Origin of the sequence: Kitasatospora indigofera (assembly GCF_014655955.1) — a bacterium.
GTDB lineage: Bacteria > Actinomycetota > Actinomycetes > Streptomycetales > Streptomycetaceae > Kitasatospora > Kitasatospora indigofera.
In genome coordinates, this window is record NZ_BNBO01000089.1 from 8,551 (window position 1) to 23,657 (window position 15,107).

At 72.1% G+C, this 15,107-nt stretch carries 18 protein-coding genes and 2 pseudogenes; 7 read left to right on the forward strand and 13 right to left on the reverse strand.

Annotated features, from left to right (window positions below):
* Nucleotides 1-274 precede the first annotated feature (274 nt).
* Entirely contained in the window at nt 275-475 is a 201-nt protein-coding gene (locus IE329_RS41270) for a DUF4259 domain-containing protein (protein ID WP_229928111.1), read from the reverse strand.
* 74 nt (nt 476-549) lie between these two features.
* A pseudogene (locus IE329_RS41965) lies at nt 550-837 on the reverse strand (DUF4259 domain-containing protein); the annotation flags it as partial.
* Nucleotides 838-1,136: 299 nt separating this feature from the next.
* Here IE329_RS41965 and IE329_RS38185 point away from each other — a divergent pair.
* Both IE329_RS38185 and IE329_RS38190 read left to right on the forward strand, forming a co-directional pair.
* Complete coding sequence (locus IE329_RS38185) at nt 1,137-1,556, forward strand: YciI family protein (RefSeq protein ID WP_190215673.1); 420 nt, start codon at nt 1,137-1,139, stop codon at nt 1,554-1,556.
* The gene (locus IE329_RS38190) at nt 1,529-2,860 is read left to right on the forward strand and encodes an RNA polymerase sigma factor (protein ID WP_190215674.1); all 1,332 of its coding nucleotides are present in this window, start codon (nt 1,529-1,531) and stop codon (nt 2,858-2,860) included. Before IE329_RS38185 ends, IE329_RS38190 begins: the two co-directional genes overlap by 28 nt.
* Nucleotides 2,861-3,013: 153 nt before the next feature.
* On the opposite strand, the gene IE329_RS38195 is transcribed toward IE329_RS38190, so the two are convergent.
* The 3 genes from IE329_RS38195 to IE329_RS38205 form a co-directional block, all read right to left on the reverse strand.
* Nucleotides 3,014-3,466, reverse strand: coding sequence for a hypothetical protein (locus IE329_RS38195; protein WP_190215675.1), 453 nt, complete (start codon nt 3,464-3,466; stop codon nt 3,014-3,016).
* Between the two features lie 103 nt (nt 3,467-3,569).
* Nucleotides 3,570-3,872, reverse strand: coding sequence for a hypothetical protein (locus IE329_RS38200; RefSeq protein WP_190215676.1), 303 nt, complete (start codon nt 3,870-3,872; stop codon nt 3,570-3,572).
* The gene (locus IE329_RS38205) at nt 3,869-4,036 is read right to left on the reverse strand and encodes a hypothetical protein (RefSeq protein ID WP_190215677.1); all 168 of its coding nucleotides are present in this window, start codon (nt 4,034-4,036) and stop codon (nt 3,869-3,871) included. The genes IE329_RS38200 and IE329_RS38205 overlap by 4 nt, the downstream gene beginning before the upstream one ends.
* A gap of 555 nt (nt 4,037-4,591) precedes the next feature.
* Between IE329_RS38205 and IE329_RS38210 the strand changes: the two genes are divergently transcribed.
* Entirely contained in the window at nt 4,592-4,888 is a 297-nt protein-coding gene (locus IE329_RS38210; protein WP_190215678.1) for a DUF7489 domain-containing protein, read from the forward strand.
* A gap of 133 nt (nt 4,889-5,021) precedes the next feature.
* On the opposite strand, the gene IE329_RS38215 is transcribed toward IE329_RS38210, so the two are convergent.
* Entirely contained in the window at nt 5,022-5,321 is a 300-nt protein-coding gene (locus tag IE329_RS38215; protein WP_190215679.1) for a hypothetical protein, read from the reverse strand.
* Nucleotides 5,322-5,485: 164 nt separating this feature from the next.
* Here IE329_RS38215 and IE329_RS38220 point away from each other — a divergent pair, with 164 nt between their 5' ends.
* Nucleotides 5,486-5,683 (forward strand): hypothetical protein, encoded by a 198-nt coding sequence (locus IE329_RS38220; protein ID WP_190215680.1) that lies wholly within the window; start codon nt 5,486-5,488, stop codon nt 5,681-5,683.
* Between the two features lie 214 nt (nt 5,684-5,897).
* Here the strand turns inward: IE329_RS38220 and IE329_RS38225 are convergent, their stop codons facing one another.
* The 3 genes from IE329_RS38225 to IE329_RS38235 form a co-directional block, all read right to left on the reverse strand.
* Nucleotides 5,898-6,620 (reverse strand): hypothetical protein, encoded by a 723-nt coding sequence (locus tag IE329_RS38225; protein ID WP_190215681.1) that lies wholly within the window; start codon nt 6,618-6,620, stop codon nt 5,898-5,900.
* A 231-nt stretch (nt 6,621-6,851) separates the two neighbouring features.
* Entirely contained in the window at nt 6,852-7,055 is a 204-nt protein-coding gene (locus tag IE329_RS38230) for a hypothetical protein (protein WP_190215682.1), read from the reverse strand.
* A 454-nt stretch (nt 7,056-7,509) separates the two neighbouring features.
* On the reverse strand, nt 7,510-8,472 hold the full coding sequence (locus tag IE329_RS38235) for a zinc-binding dehydrogenase (protein WP_190215683.1): 963 nt from the start codon (nt 8,470-8,472) through the stop codon (nt 7,510-7,512).
* A 183-nt stretch (nt 8,473-8,655) separates the two neighbouring features.
* Between IE329_RS38235 and IE329_RS38240 the strand changes: the two genes are divergently transcribed.
* Nucleotides 8,656-9,300: a TetR/AcrR family transcriptional regulator gene (locus IE329_RS38240; protein WP_190215684.1), complete on the forward strand. Its 645-nt coding sequence runs from the start codon at nt 8,656-8,658 to the stop codon at nt 9,298-9,300.
* Nucleotides 9,301-9,705: 405 nt separating this feature from the next.
* On the opposite strand, the gene IE329_RS38245 is transcribed toward IE329_RS38240, so the two are convergent.
* Together IE329_RS38245 and IE329_RS38250 are read right to left on the reverse strand one after the other, a co-directional pair.
* Nucleotides 9,706-10,239 (reverse strand): hypothetical protein, encoded by a 534-nt coding sequence (locus tag IE329_RS38245; RefSeq protein ID WP_190215685.1) that lies wholly within the window; start codon nt 10,237-10,239, stop codon nt 9,706-9,708.
* A 271-nt stretch (nt 10,240-10,510) separates the two neighbouring features.
* Entirely contained in the window at nt 10,511-10,879 is a 369-nt protein-coding gene (locus IE329_RS38250) for a hypothetical protein (RefSeq protein WP_190215686.1), read from the reverse strand.
* A 457-nt stretch (nt 10,880-11,336) separates the two neighbouring features.
* On the opposite strand from IE329_RS38250, the gene IE329_RS38255 reads away from it, so the two are divergent.
* Entirely contained in the window at nt 11,337-11,948 is a 612-nt protein-coding gene (locus IE329_RS38255; protein WP_190215687.1) for a hypothetical protein, read from the forward strand.
* A gap of 946 nt (nt 11,949-12,894) precedes the next feature.
* On the opposite strand, the gene IE329_RS38260 is transcribed toward IE329_RS38255, so the two are convergent.
* A complete protein-coding gene (locus tag IE329_RS38260) occupies nt 12,895-13,698 on the reverse strand; it encodes an aminoglycoside 3'-phosphotransferase (protein WP_229928112.1) in 804 nt (267 codons plus the stop codon).
* Between the two features lie 396 nt (nt 13,699-14,094).
* Between IE329_RS38260 and IE329_RS38265 the strand changes: the two genes are divergently transcribed.
* Entirely contained in the window at nt 14,095-14,523 is a 429-nt protein-coding gene (locus tag IE329_RS38265; RefSeq protein ID WP_190215689.1) for a hypothetical protein, read from the forward strand.
* Nucleotides 14,524-14,679: 156 nt separating this feature from the next.
* Here IE329_RS38265 and IE329_RS38270 read toward each other — a convergent pair.
* Nucleotides 14,680-15,107 (reverse strand): annotated as a pseudogene (locus IE329_RS38270) (tetratricopeptide repeat protein); the annotation flags it as partial.

Genomic DNA, 15,107 nt, shown 5'->3' on the forward strand with positions numbered 1-15,107 from the left:
GGGCGGGGCAGGCCGGCGGGGCGGGGCAGGCCGGCGGGGCGGGGCAGGCCGGCGGGGCGGGGCAGGCCGGCGGGCATTGAAGATGTCCACCGTGTGGCCGAACGCCTCGTCGCGACGCGCACCCGCGGGGCCCCGGCCGGCGGCCCGGCCGGCCGTCGTTCTGTCGGGTGGCCTGCGCAGGGCGGGGGCCGGCCGGGGTGGCCCCCGAAGTGGCAGGCCGGCTCCGCTCACGAGCAGGGGCGCTGGCCCCACCTCCGTGACCGGTGACGCCGCATCAGGTTTCGAGGTCGAAGAGCGGGATGTCCATCGAGGCTGGCGGTGGGTCGAGCACCGCGCGAAGTGCGGCAACCATGGCGAGCCAGCGGCGTGCGTCGCCGGACTCCACCCAGTTCGACACCAATCCGGAGTCGTCGGCGGCGATGCGCGCGAGTGCTTCGGCGGCAAGTGTCCGAAGATCCGCGGGGAACTCCGGCATGGGTGCCTCCGGGCCGTAGCCCGTATCGATCGGTCGGCCGGGCACTGCGAGGCCAGCACGGCCGCTGCCCCGACCGCCTCCTCCGCTTCGCCGAGCCAGTCGGTCGCGTCGACGGTGCGGACGAGGACGCCACGGATCAGGGCTTCGCGTTCCTCGTCCCCGGCATCGTCGAGGGCGTTGGCGAAATCCGCGGCCGTGTCGTTGTCGAACGGACCGGTGCCCCAGGTACCCATGGCTTTCTCCTCACGTCGCTGTGCGGTGATCATGGCACCGGTGACCGACAGTGGCGTCATGAAGCGAGCAGGAGACGTGTCCGTGGCAGGTCGGAGCCGGCCCGTCCGTACACCCCGGCGCTTGATCATTCTGCTCCGGTCGACGTGGCCCTCGACGACGCCGGAGCGTCGCGGCAGCGTCCCGGTTCGGTGCTCTCCTCCGATACGGGTACCCCGGTGACGCTGTCGGGAGCCCGCGCCGCACCCCCTCGCGGGGCCCGGAGCCGGTGCCGTTCCGTCCCGTGACCATCGAGGCGCTCCTCACCCCGGCGCGAGGCGGAATGCGCCTGTCGAAAAACTGGTCGGCCTGTCGTGTCGATCCGCGGCTGCGCCGTTCGACCTTGGTGTAGAGAGGGTCGGGAAGCGACCCCCGATCAAGGAGAACGACGATGGCGAAGTACATGTTGATCATGCGGGGCACGGACGAGTCCGTCGCGAAGATGATGGAGACCCCCTTCGAGGAGATGCTGGAGACGGTGGGGCGGTTCAACGAGGAGCTGATCCGGGCGGGCGTGCTCGTCGCCGCCGAGGGCCTGGACGACGCTTCCCAGGGCGTGGTGGTGGACTTCAGCGGGGAGACCCCGGTGGTCACCGACGGTCCGTACGGCGAGACGAAGGAGCTGTTCGGCGGCTTCTACCTGATCGACGTCGCCTCGAAGGAGGAAGCTGTCGAGTGGGCCAAGCGCCTGCCGGCCATCGCGGGCTCGAAGTGCGAGGTCCGTCGTGTGCCGGGCATCGAGGAATTCCCCCAGGACAACGAGTGGATCATCAAGGAGCGGGCGTGGCGCGAGCGGACCGGCCAGATCTGACCTCCGGTGCCGCCGGCGGCCGGCCCGGTGCCGAGGCGGCGCGGCGGGCCGCCGAAGCCGTCTGGCGGATCGAGTCCGCACGGATCGTCGGCGCACTGACCCGCTACACCGGGGATTTCGCGCTCGCCGAGGACGTCGCGCAGGAGGCCCTGGCGGAGGCCCTGGTCACCTGGTCACGGGACGGCACGCCGGCCAGCCCGGTGGGCTGGTTGCTGGCGACCGCCCGGCGCCGGGCCATCGACGGCTTCCGTCGCAAGTCGGCGCTCGACGAGCGGTACGCGATGCTCGCCGGCCGGCTGGCCGAGGGCGAGTTCAGCGCGGGCGCGGCGGACGCGCCCGGCCGGCCGGACGACCTGCCGTGGGACCCCGACCGGGTCGACGACGACGTCCTCGCGCTCATGTTCACCGCCTGCCATCCGGTGCTCGCGCCCGAGGCCCGGGTGGCGCTCACCCTGCGCGTGGTCGGCGGCCTGTCCAGTGAGGAGATCGCCCGGGCGTTCCTCGTACCCGTGCCGACCGTCCAGGCCCGGATCACCCGGGCGAAGAAGACGCTCGCCGCAGCGCACGTACCGTTCGAGCTGCCGCCCGCCGAGGAGCGGCCGGGGCGGCTCGGCGGGGTCCTGAGCGTCCTGTACGTCATCTTCACCGAGGGCTCGACCGCGACGACCGGCGACCACCTGCTGCGCCCCGATCTCGCGTACGAGGCCGTTCGGTTGGCCCGGATGCTGACCGCCCTGCTGCCCGCCGAGCCGGAGGTGTCCGGGCTGCTCGCCCTGTTCGAACTCACCGCCGCGCGCTTCCCGGCCCGCACCGGGCCCGACGGGGAGGCGGTGCTCCTGGAGGACCAGGACCGGCGGCTGTGGGACCGGTCGGCGATCCGCCGTGGCCTGGCCGCGATCGGCCGGGCCACGGCCCTCGGGCGCGGCCTCGGCCCGTACGGCCTGCAGGCCGCGATCGCCGCCTGCCACGCGACCGCACCCTCGGTGCAGGAGACCGACTGGGAGCATGTCGTGCTCCTCTACGAGGCGCTCGGCCGCGTGGCCCCCTCCCCCGTCGTCGAGCTCAACCGGGCCGTGGCCGTCGCCATGGCGGGCGACCCGCGGCAGGCCCTGTCCATGGTCGACGAACTGGCCGCCTCCGGCCGCCTGTCGGGGTCGCACCTGCTCCCGGGCGTACGCGGCGAACTGCTCGTCCGGCTCGGCCGGACAACCCAGGCCCGGGCCGAACTGGAACTCGCCGCCCGGCTGTGCCGCAACACCCGCGAGCGGTCCGTGCTCCTGCGCAAGGCGGCCGCGCTGGAATGAGGCCCACCCACCCGGTCCGGCCGGTGTGACCATGCCCGTGTCCCGGGCAGGGTGCTCGCCGCCGGCAACGTCTGCCCGGGCACCGGCCCGGGCCCGCCTCTCCCACGGCGCGTGACGGGCGCCGCCGAACCGGCACACCGCTCTGCCGGGCGGTCAGATGCTCCAGCTGTAGAGACCTCCGCCCGTGGCCACCGCGGACGCCGCGAGTCGGGCCACGCCCCGTAGGACCGCCAGTAGATCATCGTCGGTCATGTCGTCGCCGTCGTCCTCCCGGAGGCGTGCGGTCCACCGGTCCGCCAGCTCCTCCAGCTCGCCGGAGCTCGCGCCCGCCAGGGCTCGGGTCAGCCGCCGGGGCACCGCTAGCACCATGACGCCGTCGTTGAGCAGCGTGGTCACCAGCTCCGGCCATGCCCAGCCGTAGAGCTGCTCCCGGGAAGGCGGCCGGGCGGAGGGAAGCTCGAAGTACGCGTCCCACTCGACGATGGCCGAGCCCGGGTCGACGAACCGGCAGGACACGGACTCCAGGGCAGGACCAGGTCCGCGCAGTCGCGTCGCAGCGGCAGTCTCGTCGTCGGGAGCGTGGAAGAACACGATGTCGTGAGCCATCCCAGCATGATGGCAGCAGACCGGACGGTGCCCGCTCGGACCCCGTCGGCCGGTGGGGTCGGTGGAGTTGCGGACCGAGGGCGCGCCGGCCGGCACCGGGTCGTCAGCCCAGCCTGCTGCGGGCGCTGCCGGGGCCGGACCGGGCCCGGCGGGTGCGTGCCGGGCGGGACGGCCGGACGTCCGGGCGGGCGGCTTCCTCGGCCTGCGGGGTGCGGGCGGCGAGGCCCGCCTTCGCCGCGGCCAGCGCCACAGCCGCGGCGGCCGCCGGCTCCGGGACCCCGCGCCCGCGCATCAGGCCCTGGCACACGGTGCACCAGACCGGGCTCGCCGGACCGTCCGAATAGGCCAGGTCCTCGGGGGGCAGGTAGTGGACGCCGCACTCCAGGCACTCGAAGACGTACCTCATCCGGCCACCACCGTCCCCGCCCCGCCGCACGCGCTGCAGGGCGACCAGAACCGCTCGACCCGGTGGACCTGGTTGCCGTCCGCGTCCAGGCCGACCTTGTGCTGCTCCTTCTCCGTGCCGCGCGCCCCGCCGCACGAGGTACAGGTGCGGATCTCCGTCGCCATGACCCAACCCTCCGTAGCTACCTGATGACAGTACCGCCCGGCAGCGGGTCTGGGGAGCGTCCAGCGGGATCAGCCCGCCCCCGTGACGGGCCGGCCGCCGCACGGCGGTTGCAGCCGGATCGTCCGTCCCGGGGCCGGGGGCAGAACCGCGTTCCCGCCGCCGTGGTCGACGCCTCCCGGTCCTTCGCCTGTCCCTCCAGGAGCATCCCGCCACAACGGCACCACAAGGCACAGTCGCACCAGCTCGGGCAGTCCGAGGGCGAGCGGGCCGGCTTCGGCGGCAGCACGGCCGGGTCGAGAGCTCGCTCCTCGAACGGTTCCCGGCGCGCGGGTCGGGCCGGTCCTCGCCGTCCTCGGCCAGGCCGCTGGGCAGGGGTGCTGGAGGCCGGCCTTTCCCCGGCGCCGGATCAGGCCGAGGCGGTCGTGGTGGACCAGGCCCGCACACACCCGCCCCGACCGGAACTCCCCGGCCGGGTACGCCTTCTGGGCTGACGCCGCCAAGGCCGGTACGCTGCCGTGGACGGCCCGTGCCGTCGTCGACGCGGGGGGTCGCGCATGTCGGGCACCGTTTTCCTGATCCTCTCCCTCGGCCCGCTCGCCCTGGTCCTGGCGATGATCGCCGCGCAGCGGGCGAACGCGGTCGACGACGCCTACACCGGGGAGGTCACCGACCGGTGGGTGAGCAGCTCGACCGGTACCTACGGCACGACGACCCGCTGCATGATTCGGGTCCGCACCGACGAGGACCGGGAGCTCGCCGTGGCGGTGGACGGCCGGACGTACAACGCGCTCGGCATCGGCGACCGGGTGGTCAAGACGCCCGGTACGCGCTGGCCGGTGCGGTCGGAGTGACGACGTCCTGCGGCGGTTCCGCCCGGCCGCGGAAGGCGGCGGCCCCGCCTCGCCCGCACCTCGGCTGCGTGGTGCTGCCGGGCTCGGCCCGGCGCTGAACTCGGCAGCCGGCCGGAGCCGGACCGGTGGCCGCTCACTCCTCCTCCCACTCCTCGGCGCCGATCCGGGCTTCGCTGACGGAGGTGTCCCCCACGCGCGCGGATCGCACCCACACGCCGAGCCCGTACAGCCCCAGATCACCGCGACTGGCGAAACGCAGGCCCAGGTTGTTGTCCGTGACGTGGCGGGTGATGTCCGTCTCGACGGCCGTGACCGGCCTGCCGATGAGCGGGATGCCGTCGAAGTGGACCTGGGGCCCGGTCCGACCGAGGACGGTGACCGCGGCGAGGAGCGGGCCGTCGCCCTCCTCCCAACCCCGGTAGTGCGCGCGCACCCCGGCGCCCTCGAAGCGCTCCTCGGTCAGGCGCTCCTCCTCGGGATCGCCCTGGGTCGCCCGGAAGGTACCGGCGGGGAAGGGACGGTAGGTACGGCGTGAGGCCGGCTCCTCCCCGCCCAGGGCTGCACGAGCATCCGGAGGTCGTCCGCAAGATCCGCGACATGGCCCAGCAGGAAGGCCTCACCATCACGAGTTACCGGGAGACCGCCGACGGCAAACCCGAGGCCTTGGTCAACGCCGAACACCCCAGCGACTGCTCCCTCACCGCCTCCACCTCCGGTGGCCAGGACCGCATGTACCTCAGCGTCATCACCCCCTGCCTGCTACCACCGGCATCGCCCTCCCCCACGGCTTCCTGAACGCCCTGGCCCAGCCGCTGAAGGTGAGGAGGGCAGCCAGACGCAGAGGCCACCTCTTCCACATCGTGCGCTGATGATGTCGATGCTGCGTGCCGGGCTGGCCGGGCAACGGACGACGGGCACCCCGCCGGACCGGTCCGGTCCGGCGGGGTGCCGAGACGCTCCCGCGGCAGCGCTGTACCCTCTGGACGCGAGTACCCCGCGTCGCTCGAAGCTATTGCGAGTTGTAGGCCTTGAGGCTCACCGCCGGGCCGTTGGAGTTGCGGTCCACCGCAGCGGCCGCATCCCCGGTCACCTCTACGACCGCGGTGCCGTGAGCCGGGATCTTCGTCAGACCGCCGACCGGCGTGACCTCGGCCGCCTGCTGGGTGACCCCCTGCGGCGGCTGGTCCCAGAGGATGTAGGCGATCCGCACGGAGACCGGGAAGTCGTCCTCGTTGGTGAGCCGGACCGCCGAGAAACGCTCGAACCTGGTGATCTCGTGTCCCTGGCTGTCCAACGCCTGCGTCTTCACGTCGTGCTGTCCGGCGGGTGTCCGGGCGGCGGCCGCACTCCGCACCGACACGCGGACATCGGCCACGTCGTGCGCGCCGGTGCCGGAGAAGCGCAGGATGTCGATGCTCGTCCCGTACGGCGTCACCAGGTCGCCGCGGTCACTTCCGTACACGGTGCTCACCGTGACCTGAGGCAGGTCCTGATGGTTCTTGTCCAACGCCGTATAGGCCAGGACCGGCGCCACCGAACCCCGAAAGTCGTTCTTGATCTCCAGCAGCTGACTCATCGTCTCGTCCACGCCGGAGTCGCCCACGTAGTGGAAGGACAGCGACTCCGCCGAGACCAGTTCGCTCGCAGCCGACGCCGCGTCCCCGCCTCGCGGGCCGCCCGCAGCGAGCGGCCCGCAGCCGCACAACAGCACCCCGCCTACAACAACTGCCACACCCGTGGCTGCCGGTCTCCGCCGTCCTACCCTCACGACCTACCCCCTCCGCATTGATCATTCTTCGCCGGAGGCTATCCGAAATCCCGGGACCGGACCGGCGCGGGAACGGACCCGGCGGGCTCTCCTGCAGTTCCAGGTACTGGTCGTGCCGTGCGGCCAGGAGCAGCGGTACCGGGCAGCCGAGGGAGGGGTGGGGCAGTGGGCTCGACCGGTGGGAACCACCCCGGGTCAGGTGTAGACGTTCCGTCCGTACTCCTCGGGGCTCACCCGGAAGTCGTCCGGACGGTCGCGGCGCAACTCCTCGTAGCGCACCCCGAAGATGTCGATCGCCTGGTGGAGCGTGCAGCCGGAGGCGTCCATGACCGCCTTGAGCGCGGGGACGATTCGGTGGTCCAAGATGTGGCGGTCCACGCTCTCAGGCAGCTCTTGCATGGGGTCGACCGTACCGACAGTCGTCCGGTCGCACCGGTCAATTTCACCTGGCGAACAGTCAAGATCGCCTGACAGAGGACACGCGTGACCCGTCTCAACGAAGTTCGACCGCATGCCGGTATCGGGGCCGGCGGACCGCCTTCCGTAGCGCGATCACGCACGCCACGGCCGCCAGGAGCAGTACCAGCGGAACTGCCAGGGCCGCGGCCCAGGGGGCGAGGCCCTTCTGAGGGATGACGTAGGAACCCCCAGGAAGCACCGCACGGTCGGCCCGGCCCGGGATCGGTCCAGCGGAGGGCGTATCACGCGCCGGAAGCGTGGTCGGATCACGGCTCCCGGGCGAGCCGGCGCCCGCCCGGACTTCCCCTCGGCCACCCACGTCGAGCAACGCGTGCGGGTGTCCGTCTGCGGAATTGCCGTGGTCCCGTGGTCCCGCGGTCCCCCGAGGCCCTGGTCAGGGTGTCAGCACAATCCGGCCGAACACCTCCCCCGCGTCCATCCGCCGGTGGGCCAGCGCCGCCTGGTCCAGCGGCAGGACCTCGTGCACGACCGTGCGCAGGTCCCCGCGCGCAGCGGCGGCGAACTGGGAGGAGCGCACGGCCTGCCGGTCGGGGGCGGGCACGGTGTCGGAGCTGAAGGTGGTGAAGGACAGCGACTTGCGGAAGGCGTCCATGAGCCGCATTCCGAAGTCCGCCGGCGGCTGCCCTCCCACCACGCCGACGGCCACGAACCGCCCGTTGGGGTTCATTCTGTCCAGGAGGAGGGGGAGCTGGGGGCCGGCCACGACGTCGATCACCACGTCGAAGCCTGCCGGGGCGTCCGGGCCGCCCTCGCCGGTACGGTCGAGGACATGGGTGGCGCCCAGGTCCCGCAGGCGGGCGCCACGCTCGACCGACGAGGTGGTGACCGCCACCGCGCTCGCGCCGCGCCCGGCTGCGAGCTGGACCGCCGTGATCCCGATGCTGCCCGCCGCACCGCGTACGAGCACCGTCTCCCCGGGCGTGAGGCGCGCCCGTTCCAGGGCGAAGTGGGCGACCACGCCGGAGCCGCCGAGGGTCACCGCGGCGGCGCCGGTCAGATCGTCGGGCAGGGCGATGACGTCCTCGACCGCGGCGACGGCCTGCTCGGCGTACCCGCCGGACAGGCCGGTGAACGCCCACACCCGCCGCCCGATCCACGAGGGGTCCACGTCCTCCCCCACCGCGGCGACCCTGCCGGCGACCTCGCTGCCGAGGAGGTGGCCCGTCCGGAAGCCGTGGGCGGCCAGCGTTCCCCGGCGGATCACGGCGTCCACGCCGCCCACCCCGATCGCCTCCGTGGCGATCCCCACCTGCCCCGGGGCAGGAACAGGGACGGGCACGTCGACGACCTCCATGCCGTCGGGGTCGCCGAACGTCCTGATCACGACGGCTTTCATTTCTGCTCCTCGGGTCGGTTGAGGGACGGTTCGCGGTTGCCGCGGGCGTGGGCCTCGATCCGGCCCCCGAAGCGGCCCCGAAGCGGGCCATCAGCGGTGACGTGTCGGGACGGGGCCGCCCGCACCGCCATCGCCACCGGACATTAACGGACGCCCTCGTCCGTTTGGCTAAAGTGAGAAACGATGACCGGCCAATTGCCTCAGACCATGCGCTCCGACGCCCGCGACAACCGGGCCCGCATCCTGGACGCCGCTCGCGCGGTGTTCGGCGAGCAGGGCCTGGGTGCCCCCATGCGCGAGATCGCCCGGCACGGGAACGTCGGCCCCGCCACGCTGTACCGGCACTTCCCGACCAAGCAGGCGCTGGTCCTGGAGACCTTCGCCGAGCAGCGGCGGGCCTGCCGGGCCGCCGTCCGGGACGCTCTCGCGGATACGGACCCGTGGCACGGATTCCGGAGCCTGGTCGAGCGGATCTGCGAACTCCACGCGCACAGCCGGGGATTCGCCGACGCCTTCATGACGGCCTTCCCCGAGGCCATGGACTTCACCGCCGACCGGGAGCAGACCTTGCACGCGGTCGGCGAACTGGCCCGCCGGGCCCAGAAGACCGGCCGGCTGCGCCACGACTTCGTCATCGACGACCTGGTCCTCATGCTCATGGCCCACCGGGGCCTCCAGGACGCGCCACTGGCGGCCCGGATCACGGCCTCCCGCCGCTTCGCCGCCTATGTGACCGAGGCTTTCCGCGCCGCACCGGAGACGGCAGCACCTACGCCGCTGCCGCCGGCACCGCGCCTGCGGATCACCCACACGCCCGGCACGCCGTAGCGCCGATATCAGGGGCTTCGCCGTCCCCTTGCGAACCGACAGCCTGTCAGGGTGGCGGGCCGGCACGGAGAACCCGCGAGCAACCCACTGGGCCGGCTGAATCAGGGCCGTCAACCACAGCCGCCGCACGGCTGCGCGAGGGACGTAACGGGCCGACCCGGCCTTCCCGCGCGCCCGTGGGCCGGCTGCCGGCGGTGAGGCGCCGCCGCGGCACCGTTCCCCCGCAGCGCCCTCGACCGTCTCCTCGACACCCGCTCCGAGGTGGAGAGACAACCGACAGTCGCGATCACGAAGCCCTCTCGGCCCACTGCGGCGCCAGGGTCCATGTCGCGATGATCAGCCTCGGAACCGCCGACTCACCGGCGAATCCACCCTGACCCGGTACAGAAGAGACGAACACCCAGATCACAGGAGAGCGAGCATCGGGAACCGGAGAAGCGAATCGACCCCCGCCCATTCAAACAGACAGATGGCAATGGTTTCGACAAGTCCCGCCGATGCGGCATCCCACTGTCCCGCACGAAGCTCCGCGAGCAGCTCACCATTTCCGTCAGTCAGCACCACGCCCAGCCGATGCGGCCTGAAGGTGATCGTCCTTTCGCCCACCTGAAAGGCGACGAACCGACTTCCGGGACGAAAGGAGCCCTGCCCTGTGATCCGCAGGTCAGCATCCCCCAGCCTGCCCTGAACCCCGCTCGCCACCCGACGCCTGGCCAGGACGCCCGGTGCACCGATTTCGAGGACGACGGCTCGGACGACTCCTTCGCTCTCAATTCGCCACCCTTCCCGTCCTTCCATCTTCGAGCTCGGACCACCGATACCGGAAGGCTCCCGGAAGAGAGTGAACTTCCCCTCCGCCGTTTCAGCGATCGCGTAGGCCTTGCCAACCCCGGCGAATGAGTTCCACTCGATGCCGGAGACAAGAGTTTTCAACTTCAAGACCCACCCCATTTCGATCCAGGAGATCGACCCGTGGCCTTCCCGACCTGCTCACGGAAAACCGGGAAGACTCCGGAATCAGTCGTTGTGCTACCGGACCAATAGCCTATCGGCGCCAACGCCACAACGTGGACTCGGTGCCGCACCGGACGCCTGCAGGGGCCCCCTTCGCACTGGAGGCCTCCTCCTCGACGCCGGAAAAGCCGCTCGCCGCACCCGCAGACTGTCGCCGGGCGAACGATCCCGAAGGTGGCGGCGCGTCCGCGTCCGGTCAGTGCTTGAAGGCGCTCTCGTCACCCGGTTCGGCGTCGAGCGCCTCGCGGTCGAAGGCGAGCATGCCGAGGAAGAACAGGCCGCCGACGAGGAGCAGGCCGATCACGATCACGACGGGGGTGAGTGCCCCCGCCGGCGTGACCAGCACAGACATAGCCACGAGCATCCACACCAGGGCGCAGATCGCGACCGGCAGCTCAAGGCACCCGAGGTCGAACGCACCCTCCCTGCGGCTCAGCCCTCGACGGACGGCCAGGTGGAGGACGACCGTCGAGCCGTAGGTGACCGCCGGAAGGATCGTCGATGCCGTGACCAGCTTCAGCAGTGCGGCGCCCGGCAGTCCGACCATCAGGACGACCCCCAGCACGAAGATCAGGACGGTCGCCGGGATCGGCGTCCGGGTGCGCGGGTGGACGCGCCGTCGGCGTCCGGGTGCGCGGGTGGACGCGCCGCATCAAGCGGTAGGCCGGGAACCGCGAATTCGTCTCGCAGCACCGCTTGCCGGGCGCGGCCCAGACCCGAAATCCTCAGCGTAACGGGTCAGGTCCGCTTCGACGGCGGAGACTGTCCTGCTGGTCCTTGGGATGCCGTCCAAGACCACCTGGGGCCCGGTCCGTCCATGGACGGTCACCCCGCCAGTACCGGGACGTCTCCTCGTGCCTGTAGTGCGCGGTCACCCCGGGATGGTCGAACGGTTCCTCGTCCTGGCGGACGGCAAGGCGCGCCCCTGCCAAGAAAGCGGAGGACGCCGTCGAACAGGTCTGGCACGATTCCCAGCATCGCCGTGCGGCGGTCGGCCACCTGGCGGAAGGTGAAGAAGCACGTTGATCTCCGACTACCAGCAGCGAACGCGCGAGCAGTTCCTGTCCGTCTCCGTCATTTCGCCGCCCGCCCCCTGGCGCCTGGTCCTGGACCGGCGCACCCCCGTCGGGGGCCTGCTCGGCATCGGCTTCGCCCTCGCCCCCGACGACGGCCGGGACCTGGTCATGGTGGTCTCCGTAGACGGCCACGGGCTCTTCGACGCCGTCACCGGCGAGAAGATCGCCCGGGACCGTGATCCCGACCCCGAAGGCAGCACGCCGGACTCGGTCCCGGATCTCTCCTGCCCGGGGCTCGGCCCCATCGCCGGGACCCGGGTACGCATCGCGGGTCTCTTCGGGGGCGGCCTGCACACCACCACCGAGGACGGCTGGACCCTGGAGGTCGTCAGCCCCGAGTGGCCGCACGACCGGGTCCTGCTGTCCACCGACGGGGGCATCCCCCACAACGGAGCGCACGGCGAGAGCTGGTGGCACATCTTCGACTCCAACTACTCCGAACTCCGGGCCGCCGGCTTCTCACCGTCCGGACGCACCCTCGCCGTCGCCACCAGCAGCGACCTCACACTCTGGACGCGCCCGGCCCTCGACCCGGCGTCCGGTGAGGCCGGCGCGTGACACGTGACGTCCTCGTGTTGACGCCCGCCGGCCGGCTCTCCCACCGCTGCCGAACCCGGCTCCGCATCACCTGGTAGCGCGGGCTCGCGATGCTCGGCTCTCCCGGTACGAGGCCCGGGCCAACCTGCCCTCGGACAGCCAGGCCGCACTCCGGGAGCTCGCCGCGCACCGAGCCGCAGCGTCGGGAGCATCTGCTTGCCGGGGAAGGGGTGTTCACGAGTAGCGGGAGCAGGCTTGGACCGCCGGTTGAAGACCGCCTCCAAGGCGGCGCGGCGACCGGGGGCGCCTCAGCTGAGCTTCCACTCGCCGGTCTCGCTCGCGAATCCGCTGTCCGGGGTGAAGTCGATCCGGGTCAGACGGGCGTTCTCGGGGATCTCCATGACCACGTAGCCCGTGGCGCTCCGGCCCGGCGCGAGCTCCAGGGCGCCGCCTGCGGGCCTCCGTGGCCGGCTGACGAGCAGCCGGCCAGGACCGTCAGCGAGGCGATCACGATGGGCAGGTAGCGGCTGGGTGCGTGCACGTGCGTCACTGTGGCATCACCGGCATCACGTCGCAAACCGTTGCACCGCCACGCCCAGCCCCGTTGGTCACCCCCCTGACGTGGGGCGGTTCGGCACAGTGGCGGGCCGGGCGTGGACGCGATGGTCCGAGGTCAGACCGGCAAGCGCCGGAGGGGACGCCGTGAAGCGCGCCGGACGGTGTCGGGGCGACGCGTTGCGTGGTTCCGGCCTCGTGGGCGACGACCCGACCGCCACGGGACAGGAGGCGCCCGCCCCGCCCCGGACGGCCGGACCGGACAGCTTCTCGTAGGCGGCCGGTGCCCGGAGGTTCCGCGGTTGAGCGCGGATGGATCCGGAACTGTAGGACGAGCAGGACGAGTTCGGGCCGCCACCGGAACGGGTGACACGACGACGCGCCCGAGGCCCTGCCCAGCGGGTCGCCCGCGTCAGTCCGACAGGTCCCAGAGCAGCCGGTAGTACGACGTCCGCTCCTGGTCCGGCTCGACGCCGTAGGCGTCGAGCAAGGTGCCCTCCCAGCCCGGGCCGTAGTTCCACTGGGTGCTCCAGGTGGCGATGGCCAGGTCGGCCCAACGGTCGGCGAGGCCGAGGGCGCCCAGGTCGACGTGTCCGGCGCAGGTACCGTCGTCGCCGATCAGGGTGTTGGGGGCGCAGGCGTCGCCGTGGCAGACCACGAGCCGGTCGACGGGCGGCGGATCGGCCAGCACGTCGAGCGCGCGCTCCACGGTGCCGAAGTGGCGCAGGCTCTCGTGCCAGTCGGCCGGATCGATCCGGCCGGCGGCTGCCCGGGTTCGTACGGCCGCCAGTCGCCGGCCGACGGACCAGTCGAACGGACAGTCGGCAACCGGCAGTTCGTCGTGCAGAGCCCGGAGGCCGGCGCCGATCGCACGGACCGCGGTGGCGGGGTCGCGCTTCCAGTGGTCGTCCACCGCCGTGCGCCCGGGCAGTCCGGCTGTGACGATCCACGCCCCCGATTCGTCCGACCCCTCGTCCAGGACCTGCGGCACCACCGTGTGGGCCGCCGCCCAACGCAGCCGTACCACCTCGGCCCGCAGGTCGATTCCGCTGCCGGCCGGCGTCCACTTGAGGAACTGCCGCGCATCCCCGTCGCCGACCTGGAAGGTCAGGCCGCCGAGGCCGTTGCGCCATACGGCCAGCGTGGGCCGCCCGGCCGCGAACTCGGTGACGATCCGCGGGACTTCGATCGGGCCATGGGAGAGGGTGGGGATCACCGGAGCATTCTCGCAGCGCACGTCACGGGCGGGCCAACCGGTTTCCGGATGCGGCCGGCCGTCGTCCCCGAAGGGGCCGCTGGTGTACGGCATACGGGTAAGGCAGGCCACCGGGGGAACGAGGCGTGTTGCCACGGCTTCTGCCGTGAACACCGGCTGCCCAGGCCCATCGTGACGATGCCTCGATACAGATCCATTCCGGTCCCCCGCGACGCTTGGTGCGGATGAGACGCCGGACCGGGCGCGTCGGGTTGACCGTCGGGGGATATCGTCAGCGTCGGCGAAGGACGGCGATCACCGCGTCCGGCAAGGCATGTCGACCGGCCGGCCGTCCATCTTCATCTGCCCGGCCCACCGGCCGATCCGGATCCCCTCACGCTGGAAAGGTTCCACTTGATGCGCCTGAAGAATCTGCTCACCGCCGTCGCGGCGGCGCTCGTCGTGACCGCCGGAACCCTTGTCGTGGCCTCCCCCGCACAGGCCGTCGACTGCGACCATGTCTGGTACACCGACGAGTCGGACTCGATAGGCTCGGTCGACCAGGGCGGACGCCTGTGCTTCGCCGAGCACGGCGACTACGTCTACCTGACCGACTACGACGCCGACGGCTACAGCGTCGTCCTCGACGTCTTCATGGACGGCACCGGTCAGCTCCTGTACACGCTGCGGGCGGCGGGCGCCGGTGACGTGCAGACTGCCAACGCCGGCGACGGCATCGCCTTCCACAACCTGCCCGAGGTGAACATCCGGTTCCGGATGTACCTGACCAAGTCCGGTTCGGGCCCGGTCGGCGAAGTCACGCACGTCGTGAACAACGACCACTGAACGACGGGGGCGGCCGCCGTGAGGCCGGCCGCCCCGCACCGGTGCAACCACAACGATCGATGACCGCGAGGGCGGCTTCGATGCACTCAGCAACAACCGGGCGGCCCGGCCGGAAGTGGCGGGACGAACAGCACCGGGTGCCGTCGCGGGCAGGCCTCAGAACGGAGGCTCGCCGTGCCACGGGCCCGCGGTCGAAGCGGCGGACACCCGGGGGACGGGTCGCCGCAGGAGCGCCACGGCGTCCCCGAGGCGGCCCAGGTCGATGAGGTGGCCGGCCAGGTCGTGGCTGCTCGCGCAGGCATGCTGTTCGAGGACCGCAACGGCCTCCTCGGTCCGTCCGGCGTCGGCCAGGAGCTTTGCGATGTGCGGCGCCGCGTACGAGGTGTCGCCCTCGGGATGAGCCCGGGCCCGTTCGACCGCTTCGTCGACCCCCGCACCGGCCGCGATCAGCGGCAGCCGCATCCAGAACAGGTCCCATTCCTCCTCCCCGCCGCGGGCCCCGGCCAGGGCGTCGAGGTGGGCCAGACCCTCTGCGGGGCGGCCCTGATCGAGGCACAGCTCGGCCAGGGTGTGGAGGATCCAGT

Excerpts from the sequence above, each read along its gene's own strand:
- IE329_RS41270 (WP_229928111.1), bottom strand. The coding sequence starts at position 475 with ATGCCGGAGTTCCCCGCGGATCTTCGGACACTTGCCGCCGAAGCACTC.
- IE329_RS38185 (WP_190215673.1), top strand. The coding sequence starts at position 1,137 with ATGGCGAAGTACATGTTGATCATGCGGGGCACGGACGAGTCCGTCGCG.
- IE329_RS38195 (WP_190215675.1), bottom strand. The coding sequence starts at position 3,466 with ATGGCTCACGACATCGTGTTCTTCCACGCTCCCGACGACGAGACTGCC.
- IE329_RS38200 (WP_190215676.1), bottom strand. The coding sequence starts at position 3,872 with ATGAGGTACGTCTTCGAGTGCCTGGAGTGCGGCGTCCACTACCTGCCC.
- IE329_RS38205 (WP_190215677.1), bottom strand. The coding sequence starts at position 4,036 with ATGGCGACGGAGATCCGCACCTGTACCTCGTGCGGCGGGGCGCGCGGC.
- IE329_RS38210 (WP_190215678.1), top strand. The coding sequence starts at position 4,592 with ATGTCGGGCACCGTTTTCCTGATCCTCTCCCTCGGCCCGCTCGCCCTG.
- IE329_RS38220 (WP_190215680.1), top strand. The coding sequence starts at position 5,486 with ATGGCCCAGCAGGAAGGCCTCACCATCACGAGTTACCGGGAGACCGCC.
- IE329_RS38230 (WP_190215682.1), bottom strand. The coding sequence starts at position 7,055 with ATGCAAGAGCTGCCTGAGAGCGTGGACCGCCACATCTTGGACCACCGA.
- IE329_RS38235 (WP_190215683.1), bottom strand. The coding sequence starts at position 8,472 with ATGAAAGCCGTCGTGATCAGGACGTTCGGCGACCCCGACGGCATGGAG.
- IE329_RS38240 (WP_190215684.1), top strand. The coding sequence starts at position 8,656 with ATGACCGGCCAATTGCCTCAGACCATGCGCTCCGACGCCCGCGACAAC.
- IE329_RS38265 (WP_190215689.1), top strand. The coding sequence starts at position 14,095 with ATGCGCCTGAAGAATCTGCTCACCGCCGTCGCGGCGGCGCTCGTCGTG.